Annotated in this window: 15 protein-coding genes; 2 read left to right on the forward strand and 13 right to left on the reverse strand. The window is 55.7% G+C overall.

What is annotated here, in order from left to right:
- Positions 1-140: 140 nt before the first annotated feature.
- From ACI2I2_RS22695 to glpE, 3 genes are read right to left on the reverse strand one after another with little or no spacing between them, the layout of a single operon-like run.
- Positions 141-899 carry a DeoR/GlpR family transcriptional regulator gene (locus ACI2I2_RS22695; protein ID WP_404660021.1) on the reverse strand — a complete coding sequence of 253 codons (759 nt, stop codon included), beginning with the start codon at positions 897-899 and terminating at the stop codon, positions 141-143.
- An 18-nt stretch (positions 900-917) separates the two neighbouring features.
- A complete protein-coding gene (gene glpG, locus ACI2I2_RS22700; protein WP_404660022.1) occupies positions 918-1,748 on the reverse strand; it encodes a rhomboid family intramembrane serine protease GlpG in 831 nt (276 codons plus the stop codon).
- A 44-nt stretch (positions 1,749-1,792) separates the two neighbouring features.
- Positions 1,793-2,119, reverse strand: coding sequence for a thiosulfate sulfurtransferase GlpE (glpE, locus tag ACI2I2_RS22705; RefSeq protein ID WP_404660023.1), 327 nt, complete (start codon positions 2,117-2,119; stop codon positions 1,793-1,795).
- 261 nt (positions 2,120-2,380) lie between these two features.
- Between glpE and glpD the strand changes: the two genes are divergently transcribed.
- Positions 2,381-3,889, forward strand: coding sequence for a glycerol-3-phosphate dehydrogenase (glpD, locus tag ACI2I2_RS22710; RefSeq protein ID WP_404660024.1), 1,509 nt, complete (start codon positions 2,381-2,383; stop codon positions 3,887-3,889).
- A 115-nt stretch (positions 3,890-4,004) separates the two neighbouring features.
- On the opposite strand, the gene glgP is transcribed toward glpD, so the two are convergent.
- The 6 genes from glgP to asd form a co-directional block, all read right to left on the reverse strand.
- Positions 4,005-6,452, reverse strand: coding sequence for a glycogen phosphorylase (gene glgP / locus ACI2I2_RS22715; RefSeq protein WP_404660025.1), 2,448 nt, complete (start codon positions 6,450-6,452; stop codon positions 4,005-4,007).
- A 15-nt stretch (positions 6,453-6,467) separates the two neighbouring features.
- The gene (gene glgA / locus ACI2I2_RS22720; protein WP_330984977.1) at positions 6,468-7,901 is read right to left on the reverse strand and encodes a glycogen synthase GlgA; all 1,434 of its coding nucleotides are present in this window, start codon (positions 7,899-7,901) and stop codon (positions 6,468-6,470) included.
- 11 nt (positions 7,902-7,912) lie between these two features.
- On the reverse strand, positions 7,913-9,196 hold the full coding sequence (gene glgC, locus ACI2I2_RS22725) for a glucose-1-phosphate adenylyltransferase (RefSeq protein ID WP_404660026.1): 1,284 nt from the start codon (positions 9,194-9,196) through the stop codon (positions 7,913-7,915).
- Between the two features lie 22 nt (positions 9,197-9,218).
- The gene (gene glgX / locus ACI2I2_RS22730; RefSeq protein ID WP_404660027.1) at positions 9,219-11,207 is read right to left on the reverse strand and encodes a glycogen debranching protein GlgX; all 1,989 of its coding nucleotides are present in this window, start codon (positions 11,205-11,207) and stop codon (positions 9,219-9,221) included.
- The gene (glgB, locus tag ACI2I2_RS22735; RefSeq protein ID WP_404660028.1) at positions 11,204-13,390 is read right to left on the reverse strand and encodes a 1,4-alpha-glucan branching enzyme; all 2,187 of its coding nucleotides are present in this window, start codon (positions 13,388-13,390) and stop codon (positions 11,204-11,206) included. Before glgB ends, glgX begins: the two co-directional genes overlap by 4 nt.
- A 248-nt stretch (positions 13,391-13,638) precedes the next feature.
- Positions 13,639-14,745, reverse strand: coding sequence for an aspartate-semialdehyde dehydrogenase (asd, locus tag ACI2I2_RS22740; RefSeq protein ID WP_404660029.1), 1,107 nt, complete (start codon positions 14,743-14,745; stop codon positions 13,639-13,641).
- A 198-nt stretch (positions 14,746-14,943) separates the two neighbouring features.
- Between asd and ACI2I2_RS22745 the strand changes: the two genes are divergently transcribed.
- Positions 14,944-15,537: a YhgN family NAAT transporter gene (locus ACI2I2_RS22745; RefSeq protein WP_330984972.1), complete on the forward strand. Its 594-nt coding sequence runs from the start codon at positions 14,944-14,946 to the stop codon at positions 15,535-15,537.
- 108 nt (positions 15,538-15,645) lie between these two features.
- On the opposite strand, the gene gntU is transcribed toward ACI2I2_RS22745, so the two are convergent.
- The 4 genes from gntU to ACI2I2_RS22765 form a co-directional block, all read right to left on the reverse strand.
- Positions 15,646-16,986 carry a gluconate transporter gene (gene gntU / locus ACI2I2_RS22750; protein ID WP_330984971.1) on the reverse strand — a complete coding sequence of 447 codons (1,341 nt, stop codon included), beginning with the start codon at positions 16,984-16,986 and terminating at the stop codon, positions 15,646-15,648.
- Positions 16,986-17,516, reverse strand: a complete 531-nt coding sequence (gene gntK / locus ACI2I2_RS22755; RefSeq protein ID WP_404660030.1) for a gluconokinase — start codon at positions 17,514-17,516, stop codon at positions 16,986-16,988. Before gntK ends, gntU begins: the two co-directional genes overlap by 1 nt.
- Positions 17,517-17,642: 126 nt before the next feature.
- On the reverse strand, positions 17,643-18,638 hold the full coding sequence (gene gntR, locus ACI2I2_RS22760) for a gluconate operon transcriptional repressor GntR (protein ID WP_330984969.1): 996 nt from the start codon (positions 18,636-18,638) through the stop codon (positions 17,643-17,645).
- A gap of 102 nt (positions 18,639-18,740) precedes the next feature.
- Positions 18,741-19,436 (reverse strand): pirin family protein, encoded by a 696-nt coding sequence (locus ACI2I2_RS22765; protein ID WP_404660031.1) that lies wholly within the window; start codon positions 19,434-19,436, stop codon positions 18,741-18,743.
- Positions 19,437-19,510: the final 74 nt, after the last annotated feature.

Below are 19,510 nucleotides of genomic sequence, written 5' to 3' on the forward strand. Positions count from 1 at the left end.
AATGAATATAGTTAATGCACTGAAATTATTAGGGAAAGAGTACAGTAATATGGTCACAGGCGAATGACCATATTACTGGGGATCCCTCAGCCCTTGGGGAGAGGGCCAGGGAGAGGGGAAACAGCGACTCCCTGTCGGAATCAGCACAACTCCAGTTGAATATTATTCTCGGTAATCACCTGCAGCACGCCCGCTGGCGGCATCACATCGGTATACACCGCGTCGACCAGGCTGATACTGCCCATGTTCACCATCGCGTTACGGCCAAACTTCGAGTGGTCGACGACCAGCATCACATGGCGGGAGTTTTCAATGATTGCCCGTTTGGTGCGCACTTCGTGGTAATCGAATTCCAGCAGCGAACCGTCGCTGTCGATGCCGCTGATCCCCAGAATGCCGTAATCCAGGCGGAACTGAGAGATGAAATCGAGGGTAGCTTCACCGATGATCCCGCCGTCTCGGCTGCGTAACTCACCGCCCGCCAGAATCACCCGGAAGTCTTCTTTTGCCATCAGCGTGTTTGCCACGTTGAGGTTGTTGGTGACAATGCGTAAATCAGAGTGATTGAGCAGCGCGTGCGCCACGGCTTCTGGCGTGGTGCCGATATCAATAAACAGCGCGGAACCGTTCGGGATCTGGCTGGCCACTTTCCGGGCGATGCGCTCTTTTTCCGCCGCCTGGGTGGCCTTGCGGTCTTGCCATGAGGTGTTGACCGAACTGGACGGCAGCGCCGCGCCACCGTGGTGACGCAAAATCATCTGTTGCTCTGCCAGGTCATTCAGGTCGCGACGAATGGTTTGCGGGCTGACGGCAAACTGCTCCACCAGCTCTTCTGTGCTGACATAACCCTGCTTTTTTACCAGCTCGATAATCGCGTCATGACGTTGTGTTTGTTTCATGCAAGATCCCTGGAATTATTATGTTCGTTTTCGCACATTCTGCGTATCGGCAAACGCCATCGCCAGGCCAACCACCAGCCCGGTCACATGGGCACCATTGGCAATCGACATCCCGAAAAGATTAAACCAGCCGGCCACCAGCCACAGCAGCGAGAAAATAATAAGCCCACGTTGCAGGAAGATCCCGCTTTGTGGATCGCGCTCACCGCGCAGCCAGGCATAGCCCATCAGCGCATACACCACGCCGGACAAGCCACCAAACCACGGCCCGCTAAATTTGTGCTGAATAAAGCCGCTTAACAGGGCGCTGATAACCGTAATCACCAGCAGTTTTCCGCTGCCGATGCGCTTTTCAATCATCCCGCCGAGATACCACCACCATAACAGGTTGAAGAGGATATGCATCAGCGAGAAGTGCATAAACGCGTGGGTGAAGTAACGCCACAACTCAAACTGCAGGGAAGCGTCGTACGGCCATGCCAGCCACGTCATCACGGCCTGATCGCCCACCACGTTCATCGCAATAAACACCAGAATGCAGGCGCAGGCGATGAGCCAGGTCAAAGGCCCGGCATTGCTTTTCAGCGTGGCAAGAAAAGGGAAGCGACGGTAATGCAAACCGCTGTTGGTATGGCCTGACTGCCAGCTCGCCGCTAAATAACGTGGGTCGGCAGGATTTTCCAGAAAGCGCGCCAGCTCGTGTTGCACAAGAGACGCCTGGCTCTCATCCGCCAGCCAGACATCGGTTTGAGTATGCTGCTGAATGGTCAGGATAACGCCCTGCGTCGCCATGTAGTCGACAAACGCCTGGGCCACGCGCGGGTTAGTAAAAGAGGTAATCATCAACATACGGGACGTCGCTTATTCCACACAAAAGAGGACAGTATACCGTCTTAGCTACCGTGCGCCACTTCAGCCGGGAAATGGCGATGCCAGGCGTCAAAGCCCCCGTCAACGCTGTAAACCTGGTCATAGCCCTGTTGCAGCAGATACTGCGCCGCCCCTTTGCTGCTGTTGCCGTGATAGCACATCACCATCACTGGCGTCTCGAAATCGGTATCGCGCATAAACGCGCCCAGCGTGTCGTTAGTCAGGTGAAACGCTTCCGGTGTGTGGCCCATCGCATAGCTCTGCGGGTCACGAATATCCACCATTACCGCCAGTCCCTGATGCAGTTTCTGGTGCGCTTCTTCGACGTTGATACATTCAAACTGATCCATGGTGCTCTCTTTCTATTCTGTGTCGGTCGCATGATTTCCCCCTCCCCAGCCCTCTCCCTCAGGGAGAGGGAGAAAATTAGAGCAGGGTTAAGGACGGAGACATTTTACTGCCAAGTGTACGCTGGAGCGGCAGGGAAACGCTAATTTGTTACACGCATCACTCTGAAATGTTTTTTTGATGTTACCAATTGCTCGTTTGTTTGCTATATTGAGCGATAACGAACATTTGTGAGCTTTAACGAAAGTGCGAGAGGGCGCAGCATGGAAACCAAAGATCTGATTGTGATAGGCGGTGGCATCAACGGTGCCGGTATCGCGGCAGATGCCGCAGGGCGCGGTTTATCCGTGCTGATGCTCGAAGCTCAGGATTTAGCCTGTGCCACGTCGAGCGCCAGCTCCAAACTGATTCACGGTGGCCTGCGCTACCTGGAACACTACGAATTCCGCCTGGTCAGCGAAGCGTTGGCCGAACGTGAAGTGCTGTTAAAAATGGCGCCTCACATCGCGTTCCCGATGCGTTTTCGTTTACCGCATCGCCCGCATCTTCGCCCTGCGTGGATGATTCGCATCGGTCTGTTTATGTACGATCACCTCGGTAAACGCACCAGCCTGCCGAGTTCCACCGGGTTGCGTTTTGGTGCAGACTCCGTGCTTAAGCCTGAAATCGTGCGCGGTTTCGAATATTCCGACTGCTGGGTAGACGATGCTCGTCTGGTGTTAGCCAACGCGCAAATGGTGGTGAAGAAAGGCGGCGAAGTGCTCACTCGCACCCGCGCGACCTCTGCTCGCCGCGAAAATGGCCTGTGGATTGTTGAAGCAGAAGATATCGATACCGGCGAGAAATTCAGCTGGCAGGCGCGTGGTCTGGTCAATGCAACTGGCCCGTGGGTAAAACAATTCTTCGACGACGGCATGCACCTGCCTTCGCCGTACGGGATTCGCCTGATCAAAGGCAGCCACATCGTGGTGCCACGTGTGCATACGCAGAAGCAGGCGTACATTCTGCAAAACGAAGATAAGCGTATTGTGTTTGTCATTCCGTGGATGGATGAGTTCTCGATCATCGGTACCACCGACGTGGAATACAAAGGCGATCCGAAAAACGTCGAAATTGACGAAAGTGAAATCAATTACCTGCTGAAGGTGCATAACGCGCACTTCAAAAAACAACTCGGTCGCGACGACATTGTCTGGACTTATTCCGGCGTACGTCCGCTGTGTGATGACGAGTCTGATTCCCCGCAGGCAATTACCCGCGACTACACGCTGGATATCCACGATGTTAACGGTCAGGCCCCACTGTTATCGGTATTTGGCGGCAAACTGACGACCTATCGCAAGCTGGCCGAACACGCGCTGGAAAAACTGACGCCGTATTACAAAGGCATCGGGCCGGCGTGGACCAAAGGCTCGGTGCTGCCTGGCGGTGAAATCGAAGGCGATCGCGATGATTACGCCGCGAAACTTCGTCGTCGCTATCCGTTTATCAGCGAAGGCATGGCACGCCATTTTGCCCGCACCTACGGCAGCAACAGCGAATGGATTTTAGGTGAAGCCAAAGACATCGCCGAGTTAGGCGAGCACTTTGGGCACGAGTTCTATGAAGCGGAACTGCGCTATCTGGTGGAACACGAGTGGGTACGCCGTCTGGATGACGCTATCTGGCGTCGCACGAAGCAAGGGATGTGGCTGAATGCCGAAGAGCAGTCGCGCGTGGCACAATGGCTGGTACAACACGTGGGAAAGCGTGAACTGGATTTAGCGTCTTGATCCAGGCCTGAATTTCCCCTCTCCCCTGCCCTCTCCCCAAGGGAGAGGGAGAAAGACAAACCAGCGCAGAACAGTCCCCTCTCCCCACGGGAGAGGGTTAGGGAGAGGGGCGCGCTTATAACCTCACCGGATCAATATGCCAGATAGTCTCCGCATACTCCTGAATGGTTCTGTCTGACGAGAAGTAACCCATGTTGGCGATGTTGCGCATCGCTTTGGTGGTCCACTCCTCAGGATTTTTATACAGCTCATCCACTTTATCCTGACAGTCCACGTAGCTGCGGAAATCCGCCAGCACCTGATAGTGATCGCCAAAGTTAATCAGCGAATCCACCAGGTCACGGTAGCGGCCCGGCTCTTCAGGGCTGAACAAACCGGTGGCGATTTGCGTCAGCACCTGATGCAATTCTTCATCCTGATCGTAGTAATCACGTGGCTTGTAGCCTTTGGCGCGTAGCGCTTCGACCTCTTCCGCCGTGTTACCAAAGATGAAGATGTTTTCGTCGCCGACGTGCTCCAGCATTTCAACGTTCGCTCCGTCGAGCGTGCCGATGGTCAGCGCGCCGTTGAGCGCAAACTTCATATTACTGGTGCCCGACGCTTCCGTTCCCGCCAGCGAAATCTGTTCGGAAAGATCGGCCGCCGGGATGATCAGCTGCGCCAGGCTGACGCTGTAATTCGGGATAAACACCACCTTCAGCTTGTCGCCAATCTGCGGGTCGTTGTTGATGACCTTCGCCACGTCGTTAATGAGGTGAATGATGTGCTTCGCCATGTAATACGCCGACGCGGCTTTACCGGCAAAAATGTTCACGCGTGGCACCCACTCGGCTGTTGGATCGGCCTTGATGCGGTTGTAGCGGGTAATGACGTGCAGCACGTTCATCAACTGACGTTTGTACTCGTGGATACGCTTAATTTGCACATCGAACAGCGATTTCGGGCTGACCACCACGTTCAGCTGTTGGGCGATGTACTCGGCTAAACGCTTTTTGTTCTCGTGCTTGGCGTGATGCACCGCCTGATTCACCAGCGGGTAATCCAGATGCTGTTCCAGCTCCGTCAACTGGCTCAGGTCCGTACGCCAGGTGCGACCGATGTTTTCATCAAGCACTCCAGACAGCGACGGGTTCGCCAGCGCCAGCCAGCGACGCGGCGTTACGCCGTTGGTGACGTTGGTGAAGCGCATCGGGAAAATCTTGGCGAAGTCCGCAAACAGCGATTGCACCATCAGGTTTGAGTGCAGCTCTGACACACCATTGACCTTGTGGCTGATAACCACCGCCAGCCACGCCATACGGACACGTCGGCCGTTGGATTCGTCGATGATGGAAGTGCGACTCAGCAACCCGGTATCGTTCGGGTACTGCTCCTGCAAGGTCTTCAGGAAGTAGTCGTTAATTTCGAAGATGATTTGCAGGTGGCGCGGCAGAATTTTGCCGAGCATTTCTACCGGCCAGGTTTCCAGCGCTTCGCTCATCAGCGTGTGGTTGGTGTAGGAGAACACCTGACACGTCACGTTGAAAGCGTCATCCCAGCTGAACTTATGCTCGTCAATCAGCAGACGCATCAGCTCCGGAATCGACAGCACCGGATGGGTGTCATTCAGGTGAATGGCGATTTTTTCGGCCAGATTGTTGTAGGTTCTGTGCAACTGATAATGACGGCTGAGAATATCCTGCACGGTTGCCGAGACGAGGAAATATTCCTGACGCAGACGCAGCTCACGCCCGGAATACGTTGAGTCATCCGGGTACAGCACACGAGACACGTTCTCGGAGTGGTTTTTATCTTCCACCGCCGCGAAGTAGTCACCCTGGTTGAATTTGCCGAGGTTAATTTCGCTGCTCGCCTGCGCGTTCCACAGGCGCAGCGTGTTGGTTGCGTCGGTGTCATAGCCAGGAATGATTTGGTCGTAGGCCACCGCCAGAATTTCTTCGGTCTCGACCCAGCGGGATTTCTTGCCTTCCTGCTGAATACGGCCGCCGAAACGCACCGCATAGCGGGTGTTGTGGCGTTTGAATTCCCAGGGGTTGCCGTACTCCAGCCAGTAATCCGGCGACTCTTTCTGTCGGCCATCGACAATGTTCTGTTTGAACATGCCGTAGTCGTAGCGAATACCATAACCGCGGCCCGGTAAGCCTAACGTGGCGAGAGAATCGAGGAAACAGGCCGCCAGACGACCGAGGCCACCGTTGCCCAGCCCCGGGTCATTCTCTTCGCCAATCAGCTCTTCGAGATCGAGCCCCATCCCTTCCAGCGCGTTTTTCACGTCCTCATAAATACCGAGCGACAACAGCGCATTGGAAAGGGTGCGACCAATCAGAAACTCCATCGACAGGTAGTAAACCTGACGGCCTTCCTGTGAAAGTTGTGCGCGGTTAGAGCGCAGCCAGCGTTCGACCAGACGGTCACGAACCGCAAACAACGTGGCGTTCAGCCATTCGTGTTTGTTGGCGATCGCCGGATCTTTCCCGATGGTGAACATCAGCTTATAGGCAATGGAGTGCTTCAGTGCCTCAACGCTGAGGGTCGGCGATGCGTAAGTAAAAGGTGCATTCATAAGAGGGTCCTGTGATTACATCAAGCGTTGATAAAGCTCGCGGTAAGACGTCGCCGCGACTTGCCAGCTAAAATCCATGCTCATCGCCTGGCGCTGGACATAGCGCCAGAGCGAAGGGCGCGACCACAACACGAAAGCACGCCTGATGGCTCTTAGCAGCGACCAGGCATTACTGTCTTCGAACACAAATCCACTGGCGATGCCGTCTGCCAGGTTTTCCAGCGAACTGTCGGACACTGTATCGGCCAACCCGCCGGTACGACGCACCAGCGGCAGCGTGCCGTATTTCAAACCGTAAAGCTGCGTTAAGCCGCAAGGCTCAAAGCGCGACGGCACCAGAATCACGTCCGCGCCGCCCATGATGCGGTGCGAGAACGCTTCGTGATAACCAATCTGTACGCCAACTTGCCCTGGATGTTCAGCGGCGGCGGCGAGGAAACCTTCCTGCAACACCGGATCGCCTGCGCCCAGCAGTGCCAGTTGCCCACCTTGTTCCAGCAGACCCGGCAGCGCTTCGAGCACTAAATCCAGCCCTTTCTGGCTGGTCAGACGGCTCACCACCGCAAACAATGGCACCTTATCATTCACCTTCAGGCCCATCGCAATTTGCAGCTGGCGCTTGTTTTCGGCTTTCTCTTCGAGCTGATCGCGGTTGTAACGCGCCGCCAGCAGCAGGTCGTTTTCCGGGCTCCAGATTTGAGCATCTACGCCATTGAGAATACCCGACAGCCGCCCTTCCTGATGACGCTGACGCAGCAGCCCTTCCATCCCGTAGGCAAACTGCGGCTCGGTTATCTCTCGTGCATAAGTCGGGCTGACTGCCGTGATGTGATCGGCGTAATACAGCCCGGCCTTCAGGAACGAAATCTGCCCGTTAAACTCCAGCCCGTGCATGTTGTAGAACGACCATGGCAAGCCAATGTCGTTCATGTGATGCGCATAAAACATGCCCTGATAAGCCAGGTTGTGCACCGTGAAAACTGACTTTGCCGGGTGGCCGCGCGCGGCGAGATATGCCGGAGCCAGCCCCGCATGCCAGTCGTGCGCATGGACAATCTCAGGTCGCCAGAACGGATCCAGCCCACTCGCCATTTCAGCCCCAACCCAACCCAGCAGTGCAAAACGCTGCACGTTGTCGGTATACGCAAACTGATTGGTGTCGTGATACGGGCTCCCCGGACGGTCGTATAAATGTGGCGCATCAATCAGATAGATGCCCACGCCGTTATAATGGCCGAACAGCAGCGTAATGCGTCCGGCAAAGGTGTCGCGACGGGTCACTACCTGTGCATCCGTCACGCCGCGGCGAATGTCCGGGAAGGCTGGCAACAGAACGCGCGTATCAACACCATCGGCAATTTGCGCCGCCGGTAACGCGCCAAGCACATCCGCCAGACCGCCCGTTTTCAGCAGCGGGAACATCTCTGAACATACATGTAAAACCTGCATTATCGCTCCTGTCAGCCCTGCAGTTTGCGCAGCATTTCACGCGTCACCAGCACTATGCCTTCCTCTGAACGGTAGAAACGACGCGCGTCCTCTTCCGCATTTTCTCCAATCACCATGCCTTCCGGGATAACGCAGGCGCGGTCGATAACACAGCGGCGCAGGCGACATGAACGCCCGACCCAGACATCCGGCAATAACACTGCCGAATCAATGTTACAAAACGAGTTTATCCGCACTCGCGGGAACAACACCGATTGCACCACCACGGAGCCGGAGATGATGCACCCGCCGGAAACCAGCGAGTTCAGCGTCATGCCGTGGCTGCCCGAACGGTCTTGCACAAACTTCGCGGGCGGCAGCGATTCCATGTGTGTACGTATCGGCCAGTTCTGGTCGTACATATCCAGTTCAGGCGTGACGGAGGCGAGGTCGAGGTTCGCCTTCCAGTACGCTTCCAGCGTCCCGACATCACGCCAGTACGGTTCTGCTTCCGGATCTGACTGCACGCAAGACAGTGGGAAAGGATGTGCATATGCCATGCCAGCTTTAACGATTTTCGGGATGATATCTTTGCCGAAGTCGTGGCTGGAATTGGCATCTTCGTCGTCTTCCGCCAGCAGCCTATAAAGGTAATCTGCATCAAAGATATAGATACCCATGCTGGCGAGTGATTTGCTGTCGTCACCCGGCATGGTCGGTGGCTTGGCCGGTTTTTCGACGAACTCGATAATCTTGTCTTCGTTATCGACGTCCATGACGCCGAACGCCGTTGCCTCAGCAACGGGCACGGGCATGCAGGCTACGGTGCAACGCGCGCCTTTTTCGACGTGGTCGATAAGCATGCGCGAGTAGTCCTGCTTGTAGATATGGTCCCCGGCGAGGATAACGATGTATTCGGCCTTATAGCGGCGAATAACATCCAGGTTTTGCGTCACCGCATCCGCCGTGCCGCGATACCAGTTTTCGCCGCTAACACGTTGTTGTGCAGGCAGCAGGTCAACAAACTCGTTCATCTCTTCGCTGAAGAAAGACCAGCCGCGCTGAATGTGCTGCACCAGCGTGTGCGACTGATACTGGGTAATCACGCCGATGCGGCGAATACCAGAGTTAATGCAGTTAGAGAGGGCAAAGTCGATGATGCGGAACTTACCACCGAAATGCACCGCAGGTTTGGCGCGGGTGGTGGTCAAATCTTTAAGTCGGGTTCCGCGCCCACCGGCGAGGATCAGCGCCACCGATTTGATCGGCAATTGACGCGCTAACATCAGAGGATCGTTCTTTTCAAGTCTAACCATGATTAACTCCTTTTTTCGCTCGTTATCTGTTCGAGCGGACCTTTTCGAATGCGCACACTCCGTGCGCGGGCCCATGCCAGACAGCCAGGGTGACCGGATTATCCTCTCCGGCGAATGGAGGAATGGCGCGCCACTCCCCTTCAGGTAAAGCAATGTCGGCAACGTCCTGTGACGCGTTGAGGGTGATAAGCCACGTGTCTGCCAGCAGGATTTGCATCTGCGGGCTACCGTGCTGCCACTCGTCTGCGCTCAGGGGATGCGCGTCCTTGTTAAACCAGCTAACGCTGCCATCTCCCTCTTCCCACCAGCGATCCCCAGTCAGCGCCGGGATCTGCTTGCGAAGGTGAATCAGTGCAGCGGTAAATGTCGTCAGGCCAGCGTTGGCCTTTTCCCAGTCAAGCCAGGTGAGCGCGTTGTCCTGACAGTAAGCATTGTTGTTTCCGTGCTGGCTGTGACCGTGTTCATCGCCCGCCAGCAACATCGGTGTCCCTTGTGATAAAAGCAGTGTGGCCATCAGGGCATGGACACTGGCTCGCCGCCGCTCAATCACATCAAGACTGCCATCTAATCCTTCTATACCATGGTTAAAGCTATGGTTATTGTTAGTCCCGTCGCGGTTCTCTTCTCCGTTCGCCTCATTGTGTTTCTGATTGAAACAGACGCAGTCGCGCAGGGTGAATCCGTCGTGCGCCGTCACCAGGTTGACTGACGAGGACGGCCGCCGCCCATCGCGTTTAAACACATCACTGGATGCCGCAAAGCGGCTGGCAAAGTCGCCTAGTGACAAACTTTGCTGGAGCCAGAAACGTCTTACCGCATCGCGGAAATGATCGTTCCATTCTGCGAACAGCGGTGGGAAATTCCCGACCTGATACCCGCCGTCACCGATATCCCACGGCTCAGCTATCAGCTTCACGGCTGAGAGCTGCGGGTCATTTTTGATGGCTTCAAACAGCGGTGCGTCCTGACGGAAATCCGGGGTTCTGCCCATCACCGAAGCCAGATCAAAACGGAAACCGTCCACATGGCACTCATCCACCCAGAAACGCAGGCACTGACGGGCGTATTCCACTGTGCCCGGCGAGCTGAGATTCAGGGTGTTTCCGCAGCCGGTCCAGTTGTGATAATCACCGTCGTCCCTTATCCAATAATAGCTACGGTTGTCGATTCCGCGCAGGGAGAAGGTCGGCCCGTCGAGATCGATCTCCGCACTGTGGTTGAGCACAATGTCGAGGATCACTTCAATTCCCGCCGCATGCAGCGCCTTCACCGCATCACGAAACTCATTGATTGCCAGTTCCGGCGACGTGGCATAACGCGGTTCAACCGCAAACATCGCCAGCGGGTTGTAGCCCCAATAATTGGAGAGCCCAAGCCGTTGCAGGCGCGGTTCACTGGCAAACTGCGCGACAGGCAGCAGTTCCAGCGCGGTAATGCCGAGCTTCTGGAAATAGGCAATCATCAGCGGATGTGCGAGGGCGCGGTACGTGCCGGCAATCTCTTTCGGGATACCCGGATGCAAATACGTCAGCCCCTTCACATGCGCTTCGTAAACGATGGTGCTGCCCCACGGCGTGCGCGGTGGTGTGTCGTTTTCCCAGTCGTAATGGAGATCGACCACCACAGAACGCGGCGCGACCGACGCGCTATCGCGGCTGTCGGGTTGATCATGCCCGCTGTGCAGGATCGGATCGTCTTTTGCTTCGCCCTCTACGCGGTGAGCGCAAGGGTCGATCAGCAACTTCGCAGGGTTGAAACGGTGCCCGTGATGTGGCTCCCATGGGCCGTGCACGCGGAATCCGTAGCGTAGCCCCGGCCGTGCGTTGGGCAGATAACCGTGCCACACATCCTGCGTGCGGCCCGGCAAATCTTCGCGGTGCTCATTGCCCTCCTTGTCAAACACACACAGTTCGACCCGTTCCGCATGCGCAGAGAAGAGCGTGAAGTTCACGCCCTGCCCGTCATAGCTCGCGCCAAGCGGAGTGGGTTTGCCTGCCGTGAGTTTGCTCATTCCCCCTCCCGAACCAGCCAGATGGTCGACAACGGCGGTAGCGTGACAGACAGTGAGTTCGGACGCCCGTGACTGGCGATTTCATCGCTGTGTACAGCTCCGCCATTCCCGGCATTGCTGCCGTGATAATGCATCGAATCGGTATTCAGGATTTCACGCCAGCGACCTGGCTGGTTGATGCCAAAGCGGTAGTGCGTACGCGGCACCGGCGTAAAGTTGCTGGCGACAATGATTTCGTTGCCCTGCTTGTCGCGGCGCACAAACACGAACACGGAACGCTCGTGGTCATCCACCACCAGCCACTCAAAGCCATACGAGTCATAATCCAGTTCGTGCATCGCTTTGTGGTGGCGATAGGTCAGGTTGAGGTCTCGCACCAGACGTTGTACGCCGTGATGCCAGTTGTCGCCGCCTTCCAGCAGATGCCAGTCGAGGCTGCTGTCGTGGTTCCACTCGCGCCCTTGTGCAAACTCGTTGCCCATAAACAGCAGCTTTTTGCCCGGGAAGGCATACAGCCAGCCGTAATAAGCGCGAAGGTTGGCGAATTTCTGCCACGCGTCGCCCGGCATACGGTCGAGAATCGATTTCTTGCCGTGCACGACTTCATCGTGCGACAGCGGCAGCACGAAGTTTTCGGTGCTGTTGTACAGCATGCCGAAGGTCAGCTTATCGTGGTGATGCTTACGATAAACCGGGTCGAGCTTGAAATAGTCCAGGGTGTCGTGCATCCAGCCCAGGTTCCACTTGTACCAGAAGCCCAGCCCGCCCATATCCGGTGGACGAGAGACACCCGCGAAGTCGGTCGATTCTTCCGCCATGCTCACCGCACCTGGCACCTGTTCGCCCATAATGCGGTTGGTGCTACGCAAGAATTCGATGGCTTCGAGGTTTTCACGGCCCCCGTGTTCGTTCGGGATCCACTCGCCCGGTTTGCGGCTGTAGTCGCGGTAAATCATTGAGGCAACAGCATCCACACGCAGCGCATCAATGCCGAAGCGCTCAATCCAGTACAGCGCGTTGCCCACCAGGAAATTCTGCACTTCACGGCGGCCGTAGTTGTAAATCAGGGTGTTCCAGTCCTGATGGAAGCCCTCACGCGGATCGCTGTGCTCATAGAGTTCAGTGCCGTCGAATTTCGCCAGCGAGAAATCGTCTGATGGGAAGTGGCCCGGCACCCAGTCGAGGATCACGTTCAGCCCGGCGTTGTGTGCCGCGTTGATGAAGTAGCGGAAGTCGTCACGCGTACCGAAACGACGCGTAGGCGCGTACAACCCTGTTGGCTGATAACCCCAGCTCCCGTCAAACGGATGCTCGTTGATAGGCAGCAGTTCAAGATGGGTAAAGCCCATCCATTTGGCGTAAGGCACCAGTTGATCGGCAAGCTCGCGATAGCTCAACCAGAAGTTGTTGTCGGTATGACGACGCCAGGAGCCGAGATGCACTTCATAGATAGCAATCGGCGCATCAAAACGGTTGGCCTGTTTGCGGGATTCCGGTTGTTCGACTTTCTCCGGCAGGCCGCAAATCAGCGAGGCCGTTTCCGGGCGCATCTGCGCTTCAAAGGCATAAGGGTCTGACTTGATGCGCAAATGCCCCTGCGCGTCGATCATCTCGAATTTATAGAGCTGACCGTTGTGCGCGCCAGGCACAAAGAGTTCCCAGATACCTGATTCTGCACGCAGGCGCATCGGATGGCGGCGGCCATCCCAATAGTTGAATTGCCCGACAACCGACACGCGACGAGCGTTCGGTGCCCAGACAGAAAAGCGAGTGCCGGTCACGCCGTCCATGGTATCGGCATGCGCACCCAACGTTTCGTAAGGACGCAAATGCGTACCTTCCGATAACAGCCAGGCATCCATCTCCTGCAACAGCGGACCAAAACGATAAGGGTCATCAATCAGATTCTGTTGACCGTGCCACAGCACCGCCAACTGGTAACGGAAAGGATTTTTACGGCGTGGCATCACGCCGCTGAAGAAACCGCGTGAGTCGAGGCAATCGAGCATGCCGACTTTACGCCCGGTCTTGGGTTCGATGACCCACACTTCGGTCGCGTCAGGTAACAGTGCGCGGACTTCCAGTCCTGCGTCGGTGCTATGCATGCCAAGCACGGAAAACGGGTCCGCAAAATGGCCGGCTATCAAAGCATTAATCACGTCTCTATCGATACGATCGGACATGCTATTCATCCTGTTGTAAGTGTCGCTGTGTCTGTTCTGGGTAGCGACTTTTTTTGACCTGAATGGCGCGGCAAAATTGAGCTTCCTTTTTGCGCCATCCCACCTTCAGGAAAAACCTCTCCCTTAAAGCATAGCCAAGGCTTTATCTGACTCCCGGTAAAATTGCTGCATACGCGTTAATTCCTTGTTCTACGTATAAAGTGACAGGCGTAAAAAAGGGGTGACTCAGCACCCCTTTTTTCATTTTGTTACGCTAGTTGTCGCAATATGCGACGTAGCGGTTCGGCGGCGCCCCAGAGGAGCTGATCGCCAACGGTGAAGGCGGAGAGGTACTCCGGCCCCATATTCAATTTACGCAAACGCCCGACTGGCGTGCTCAACGTGCCGGTCACCGCCGCAGGGGTCAGTTCACGCACGGTGATATCTCTGTCGTTTGGCACCACTTTGGCCCACGGGTTGTGTGCTGCCAGCAGCTCTTCCACGGTCGGGATAGACACATCTTTCTTCAGTTTGATGGTGAACGCCTGGCTGTGGCAGCGCAGGGCACCGATACGCACGCAGAGGCCATCCACCGGTATAACGTTCTGAGTAGCGAGAATTTTGTTGGTCTCCGCCTGGCCTTTCCACTCTTCGCGGCTCTGGCCGTTATCGAGTTGCTTGTCGATCCACGGGATCAGACTGCCCGCCAGCGGTACGCCGAAGTTGTCTACCGGCAGGTCGCCGCTGCGCGTCAGTTGAGTCACTTTGCGTTCGATATCGAGAATGGCTGAAGCCGGGTTCGCCAGCTCGTCCGCCACGTAGTTATGCAGGCCACCCATCTGGCTTAACAGTTCACGCATATGACGCGCACCGCCGCCGGAGGCTGCCTGATAGGTCGCCACAGACACCCACTCAACGAGATCGTTAGCGAACAGGCCGCCCAGTGACATCAGCATCAGGCTGACAGTACAGTTACCGCCGACAAACGTTTTAATGCCGTTGTTCAGGCCCGCAGTGATGACATCCTGATTCACCGGGTCCAGAATAATGATCGCATCATCTTTCATGCGCAGCGAAGAGGCCGCGTCAATCCAGTAACCCTGCCAGCCGCTTTCACGCAGCTTCGGATAGATTTCGTTGGTATAATCGCCGCCCTGACAGGTGACAATAATGTCGAGCGCCTTCAACGCCTCAAGATCAAAGGCATCCTGAAGCGTGCCACCGCTCTGGGTGCCGAACGCAGGCGCAGCCTGACCCAGCTGAGAGGTGGAGAAGAAAACGGGGCGAATGGCGTCAAAATCGCGCTCTTCTACCATGCGTTGCATGAGTACAGAGCCGACCATACCGCGCCAGCCGATAAAACCAACATTTTTCATAACGTGTATTCCTGCAGAGGTGTGTGCTGTTGTGCTGAGCCGGTTTTCAACCTTGAAGCCGGGACATCCCTCACATTACAAAATGCAGCCAAAGTCGCAAGTGAAAAAATTCAATGATTCGTCATCACTCAGTAAAGCAACTTATTTACCCTCTGCGTCTGTGCAGAGCTTGAAGGGCAATTATCAGGGAACAACGTAATGAGCGACATCCTTTCTGCTGCGGTTTTATTGATCCTGATTATGGATCCACTGGGAAATTTACCGATTTTCATGTCGGTGTTAAAACACACGGAACCCAAGCGCCGCAGGGCGATCATGATACGTGAGCTGTTTATCGCACTGCTGATAATGCTCATTTTTCTCTTCGCCGGAGAGAAAATATTGGCTTTCCTCAACCTGAGCGCGGAGACCGTTTCTATCTCCGGGGGCATCATTTTATTCCTGATCGCCATTAAGATGATTTTCCCAAGCGCCGAAGGCAGCAGCAGCGGTTTACCGGTCGGTGAAGAACCGTTTATTGTGCCGCTGGCGATCCCACTGGTTGCCGGGCCGTCATTATTGGCGACGCTGATGTTATTGTCGCATCAGTATCCGAATCAGATGGGGCATTTGATTATTGCGCTGATGCTCGCCTGGGGTGGCACATTCGTGATTTTGCTGCAGTCAGGGCTGTTTTTACGCCTGCTGGGAGAGAAAGGAGTGAATGCGCTGGAACGCCTGATGGGGTTGATTCTGGTGATGCTCGCCACCCAGATGTTCCTGGATGGTATTCGGGTGTGGATGAAGGGGTAAATCCCCTCACCCTAACCCTCTCCCCAAAGGGGAGAGGGGACTCGAATGTGCGGCCCTTGGTTTTCTCCCTCGCCCCTTTGGGGAGAGGGCCGGGGTGAGGGGCAATTCTTAGCTCAACAGCGAAAACGCAATCATCCCAACAATCGCGCCCACGGTCCCCAGAATGGTTTCCATCAGCGTCCAGGTCTTCAGCGTCTGCGCTTCTGTTGCGCCGGTAAACTTACCGAACAGCCAGAAACCGGCGTCATTCACGTGGCTGACCACGATAGACCCGCCCGCGATACAAATCGACAGAGCTGCCATCTGTGCGCCGCTGTAATGCAGCTGTTCAATCACTGGCATCACCAGACCGACTGCAGTCAGACAGGCAACCGTTGCGGAACCCTGAATGATGCGTACCGCCGCAGCCAGCACGAAACAGGTAATCGCGATTGGCAGGCCCATGCCGGTCAGCGCTTCACCCAATGCCGGGCCAACGCCGGAATCCACCAGCACTTGTTTGAACACACCGCCCGCACCGATCACCAACAGAATAATCCCCGCGGGTTGCAGCGCCGCGCCGCAGATTTCCATCACGCGGTCTTTCGGCATGCCCTGACGTACAGCCAGGCCGTAAATCGCCACCAGACACGCCACCAGAATCGCGGTGAACGGGTGACCGATAAACTCAAACCATTCGTACGCCGGAGAACCTTGCGCTACAAAACGTGCGGCGATAGTTTTCAGGCCTACCAGCACCAGCGGCAGCAGGATCAGCGCCAGGCTGAAACCGAAGGACGGCATTTTGCCCTCGCCCAGATGCGGCTCGGTGACGTCGTCAGGAATATGCAGTTCAACGTAACGGCTGATGAAATTCCCCCACAGCGGCCCGGCGATGATCATCCCCGGAATGGCTGCGCACAGGCCAATCAGGATCATCCAGCCAAAGTCTGCGTGCATTTGCGAAGCCAGCAGCATCGGCGCAGGCCCTGGCAGCAGGAACGCCGCAGCGGCTGCAACGCCCGCAAACAGAGGAATAACCAGTTTCACCAGGTTCGTTCCGGTGTGACGTGCCATGGAGAAAGCGACGCTAATCAGCAGCACAATCGCCACTTCGAAGAACAGCGGCAGCGCGCAAATCAGCCCTGCGAGGCCAATCGCATAATGCGCGCGGCTGTGGCCGAAGGACTTCAGCATCTTCACGGCAATCTGATCGACCGCGCCGGTTTCATGCAGAATTTTGCCGAACATCGCGCCCAATGCGACCACAATCGCCAGGAAGCCCAGCGTGCCGCCCATCCCTTTTTCCATGGTTGCCGCAATCTTATCGAGCGGCATACCGGAGAACAGCCCTGCACCAATAGATACCACCATCAAAGCCACGAAGGCGTGCATACGTGCCTTCATGACTAAAAACAGCAGCAGCAAAACGGAGCCGACTGCCGTCAAAACAAGCGTTAATGTACTCACTACTGACTGCCTTTGTTGATTAACTCAATGGTGCTGGCGACAACGCCGTCCAGCGGCTGATCGATATCGACCACCAGAACGTCAGGCTCATTTGCGCCCGGCTCTTCCAGCGTTTCGAACTGGGTGACCAGCATTTGGGTTTTGAAGAAGTGGCCTTTGCGGGCTTTCAGGCGGTTTTCGATAACCTCAAAATCACCTTTCATATAGATGAAAGAGAGGTTCGGGTTGCCTTCACGCAGCAGGTCGCGATAGCTTTTTTTCAGGGCAGAACAGACGATCAGCGACACTTTGTTGGTGCGCTGCATGGCGAACGCAGCATCGTTCAGCGCCTGCAGCCACGGTTTACGGTCGTCGTCATTCAGCGGTTCGCCGGAAGACATTTTGACAATGTTGCTGCGCGGATGGAGGAAGTCGCCGTCAAGAAACGCGGCATGCAGCCGATACGCCACTTCGCTGGCAACGGCGGATTTGCCACTGCCAGAAACGCCCATCAGAACGTAGACATGGTTTTCATGGTTAGTCGTGCTCAACGCGTTGCTCCTCAGAGTTTGTTACGGGTAACTGTTATCGGTAACATTGTCCTGCTGAGCCCCTGGATAAGCAATAACCGGTGGGACGATAAACTGTGTTGTGTGATCTACTTCAAACTTGTCGGACTAGATTGATCCGCCCGGTGACAATGTGAAACCTAAATCTAACATTTTCGGCGTAACTATTTCACCACGGATGCGCGCCAGCAGGCGCTCGGCACCAATTCGCCCCATGCGTTCACGCGGCGTGAGCACGCTCGCCAGACGGGGTTCCATCACCTGACCGATGTCATGACCGTGGAAACCGGCAATCGCCATATCATCCGGGATTTTTAACCCCAGACGCTGGCACTCAAACGCCGCGCCGACCGCAAGGTCATCGTTGGTACAGAAGATGCCATCAAGCTGCGGATATTCACGGCGCGCCTGACGCATCAGCTCAATACCGGAAGAGTAAGACGAGGATTGTTCAACCATCATGCTGTAAGGCGTTAGGCCAGCATCACGCATCGCCTGTTCATAGCCCTGCTGTTTGATGATGGTACGTTCATCCAGACGTGCGCCGAGATAGGCGATGTGCTGGTGACCGCGCGAAATAATGGTGGCGGTCATCTGGCGGGCGGCTTCGAAGTTATCAAAGCCGACGGCGATATCGATGCACGGCGTCTGACTGTCCATCAGTTCAACCACCGGAATGCCCGAGACTTCAATCATCTTGCGGGTACGCGCAGTGTGCGTGCGTTCAGAGAGGATCAGGCCGTCGATATTCCAGGAGAGCATCGATTCCAGGCGCTCTTCTTCCATCTCCGGTTTATAACCGTAGTGAGCGAGCATCGCCTGATAGCCGTAAGCGTCGGTCACGCTTTCAATGCCCTTGAGCACTTCCGCGAACACCTGGTTGGTTAAGGACGGGAGAAGCACGCCAATCGCACGACTGGTGGAATTAGAGAGAATATCGGGGGCGCGATTGGGAATATAACCCAGTTCATCAAGGGCGGCGGCAATCTTGCCACGCAGCGCCACGGAAACCTGTTCCGGGTTACGCAAAAAACGGCTGACCGTCATTTTGGTCACACCGACGCGATCGGCCACATCCTGAAGTACGGGTCTTTTCTTTTTCATCGTCCAGAGAGTGATAAAGGGGGAGACATTTCACCAGTTTATCATGGACGTGACAGAACCTTCCCGGTTAGTGGGAAGGTTCCGCGATTTATTTAATCAGGATCATACTGGTGGCAGGTCAAACAGCAGAATTTCCGCTTCGCTGTCAGCATGAACAGAAAGTGCCTGCTCATCCCAAATCGCCAGACCATCGGCCGTGGTGGCTTTGGTGCCGTTGATAGAGACTTCGCCTTTCACCACCTGAATCCACACGCGGCGGTCAGCGGCAATCTGATGCACAGACTGTTCGCCTTTTGCCAGTGCCCAGCGGTACAGTTCCATGTCCTGGTAAACTTTCAGTGAACCGTCTCGCGCATCCGGCGACAGCACCAGCTGTTTGCCCTGAGCGGCGTCAAAGCGACGCTGTTCGTAGCGAGGCGTGATGCCAGTTTCTTCTGGAATGATCCAGATTTGATACAGGTGCAGTTTCTCAGTTTTGCTCGGGTTGTACTCCGAGTGACGAACACCGGTACCGGCGCTCATAATCTGGAATTCACCGGCAGGCACCTGCTCTTTGTTGCCCATGCTGTCCTGGTGCTCAACGGCGCCTTCCAGCACATAGGTCAAAATTTCCATGTCTTTGTGCGGGTGAGTCCCGAAGCCCTGGCCGGCATCAATCACGTCATCGTTAATCACGCGCAGTGCCGAGAACCCCATGAAATTGGCGTCGTAATAGTTGGCAAAAGAGAAAGTATGCCAGGAGTCCAGCCAACCGTGATTAGCATGGCCGCGTTCGTTTGCTTTGCGTAAGTAGATCATGATGTTCACCCCGTGTTCGTTTCGATGGACTTAGTGTGGACCCGAACCGTTCAGGATGATAGTGGGTGAAAATT

The organism is Scandinavium sp. NPDC088450, from assembly GCF_044900545.1.
Lineage (GTDB): Bacteria > Pseudomonadota > Gammaproteobacteria > Enterobacterales > Enterobacteriaceae > Scandinavium.

Bases quoted from the DNA above. Each gene is read 5' to 3' on its own strand.
- ACI2I2_RS22695 (WP_404660021.1), bottom strand. From the start codon at position 899: ATGAAACAAACACAACGTCATGACGCGATTATCGAGCTGGTAAAAAAG.
- glpG (WP_404660022.1), bottom strand. From the start codon at position 1,748: ATGTTGATGATTACCTCTTTTACTAACCCGCGCGTGGCCCAGGCGTTT.
- glpE (WP_404660023.1), bottom strand. From the start codon at position 2,119: ATGGATCAGTTTGAATGTATCAACGTCGAAGAAGCGCACCAGAAACTG.
- glpD (WP_404660024.1), top strand. From the start codon at position 2,381: ATGGAAACCAAAGATCTGATTGTGATAGGCGGTGGCATCAACGGTGCC.
- glgP (WP_404660025.1), bottom strand. From the start codon at position 6,452: ATGAATGCACCTTTTACTTACGCATCGCCGACCCTCAGCGTTGAGGCA.
- glgA (WP_330984977.1), bottom strand. From the start codon at position 7,901: ATGCAGGTTTTACATGTATGTTCAGAGATGTTCCCGCTGCTGAAAACG.
- glgC (WP_404660026.1), bottom strand. From the start codon at position 9,196: ATGGTTAGACTTGAAAAGAACGATCCTCTGATGTTAGCGCGTCAATTG.
- glgX (WP_404660027.1), bottom strand. From the start codon at position 11,207: ATGAGCAAACTCACGGCAGGCAAACCCACTCCGCTTGGCGCGAGCTAT.
- glgB (WP_404660028.1), bottom strand. From the start codon at position 13,390: ATGTCCGATCGTATCGATAGAGACGTGATTAATGCTTTGATAGCCGGC.
- asd (WP_404660029.1), bottom strand. From the start codon at position 14,745: ATGAAAAATGTTGGTTTTATCGGCTGGCGCGGTATGGTCGGCTCTGTA.
- ACI2I2_RS22745 (WP_330984972.1), top strand. From the start codon at position 14,944: ATGAGCGACATCCTTTCTGCTGCGGTTTTATTGATCCTGATTATGGAT.
- gntR (WP_330984969.1), bottom strand. From the start codon at position 18,638: ATGAAAAAGAAAAGACCCGTACTTCAGGATGTGGCCGATCGCGTCGGT.
- ACI2I2_RS22765 (WP_404660031.1), bottom strand. From the start codon at position 19,436: ATGATCTACTTACGCAAAGCAAACGAACGCGGCCATGCTAATCACGGT.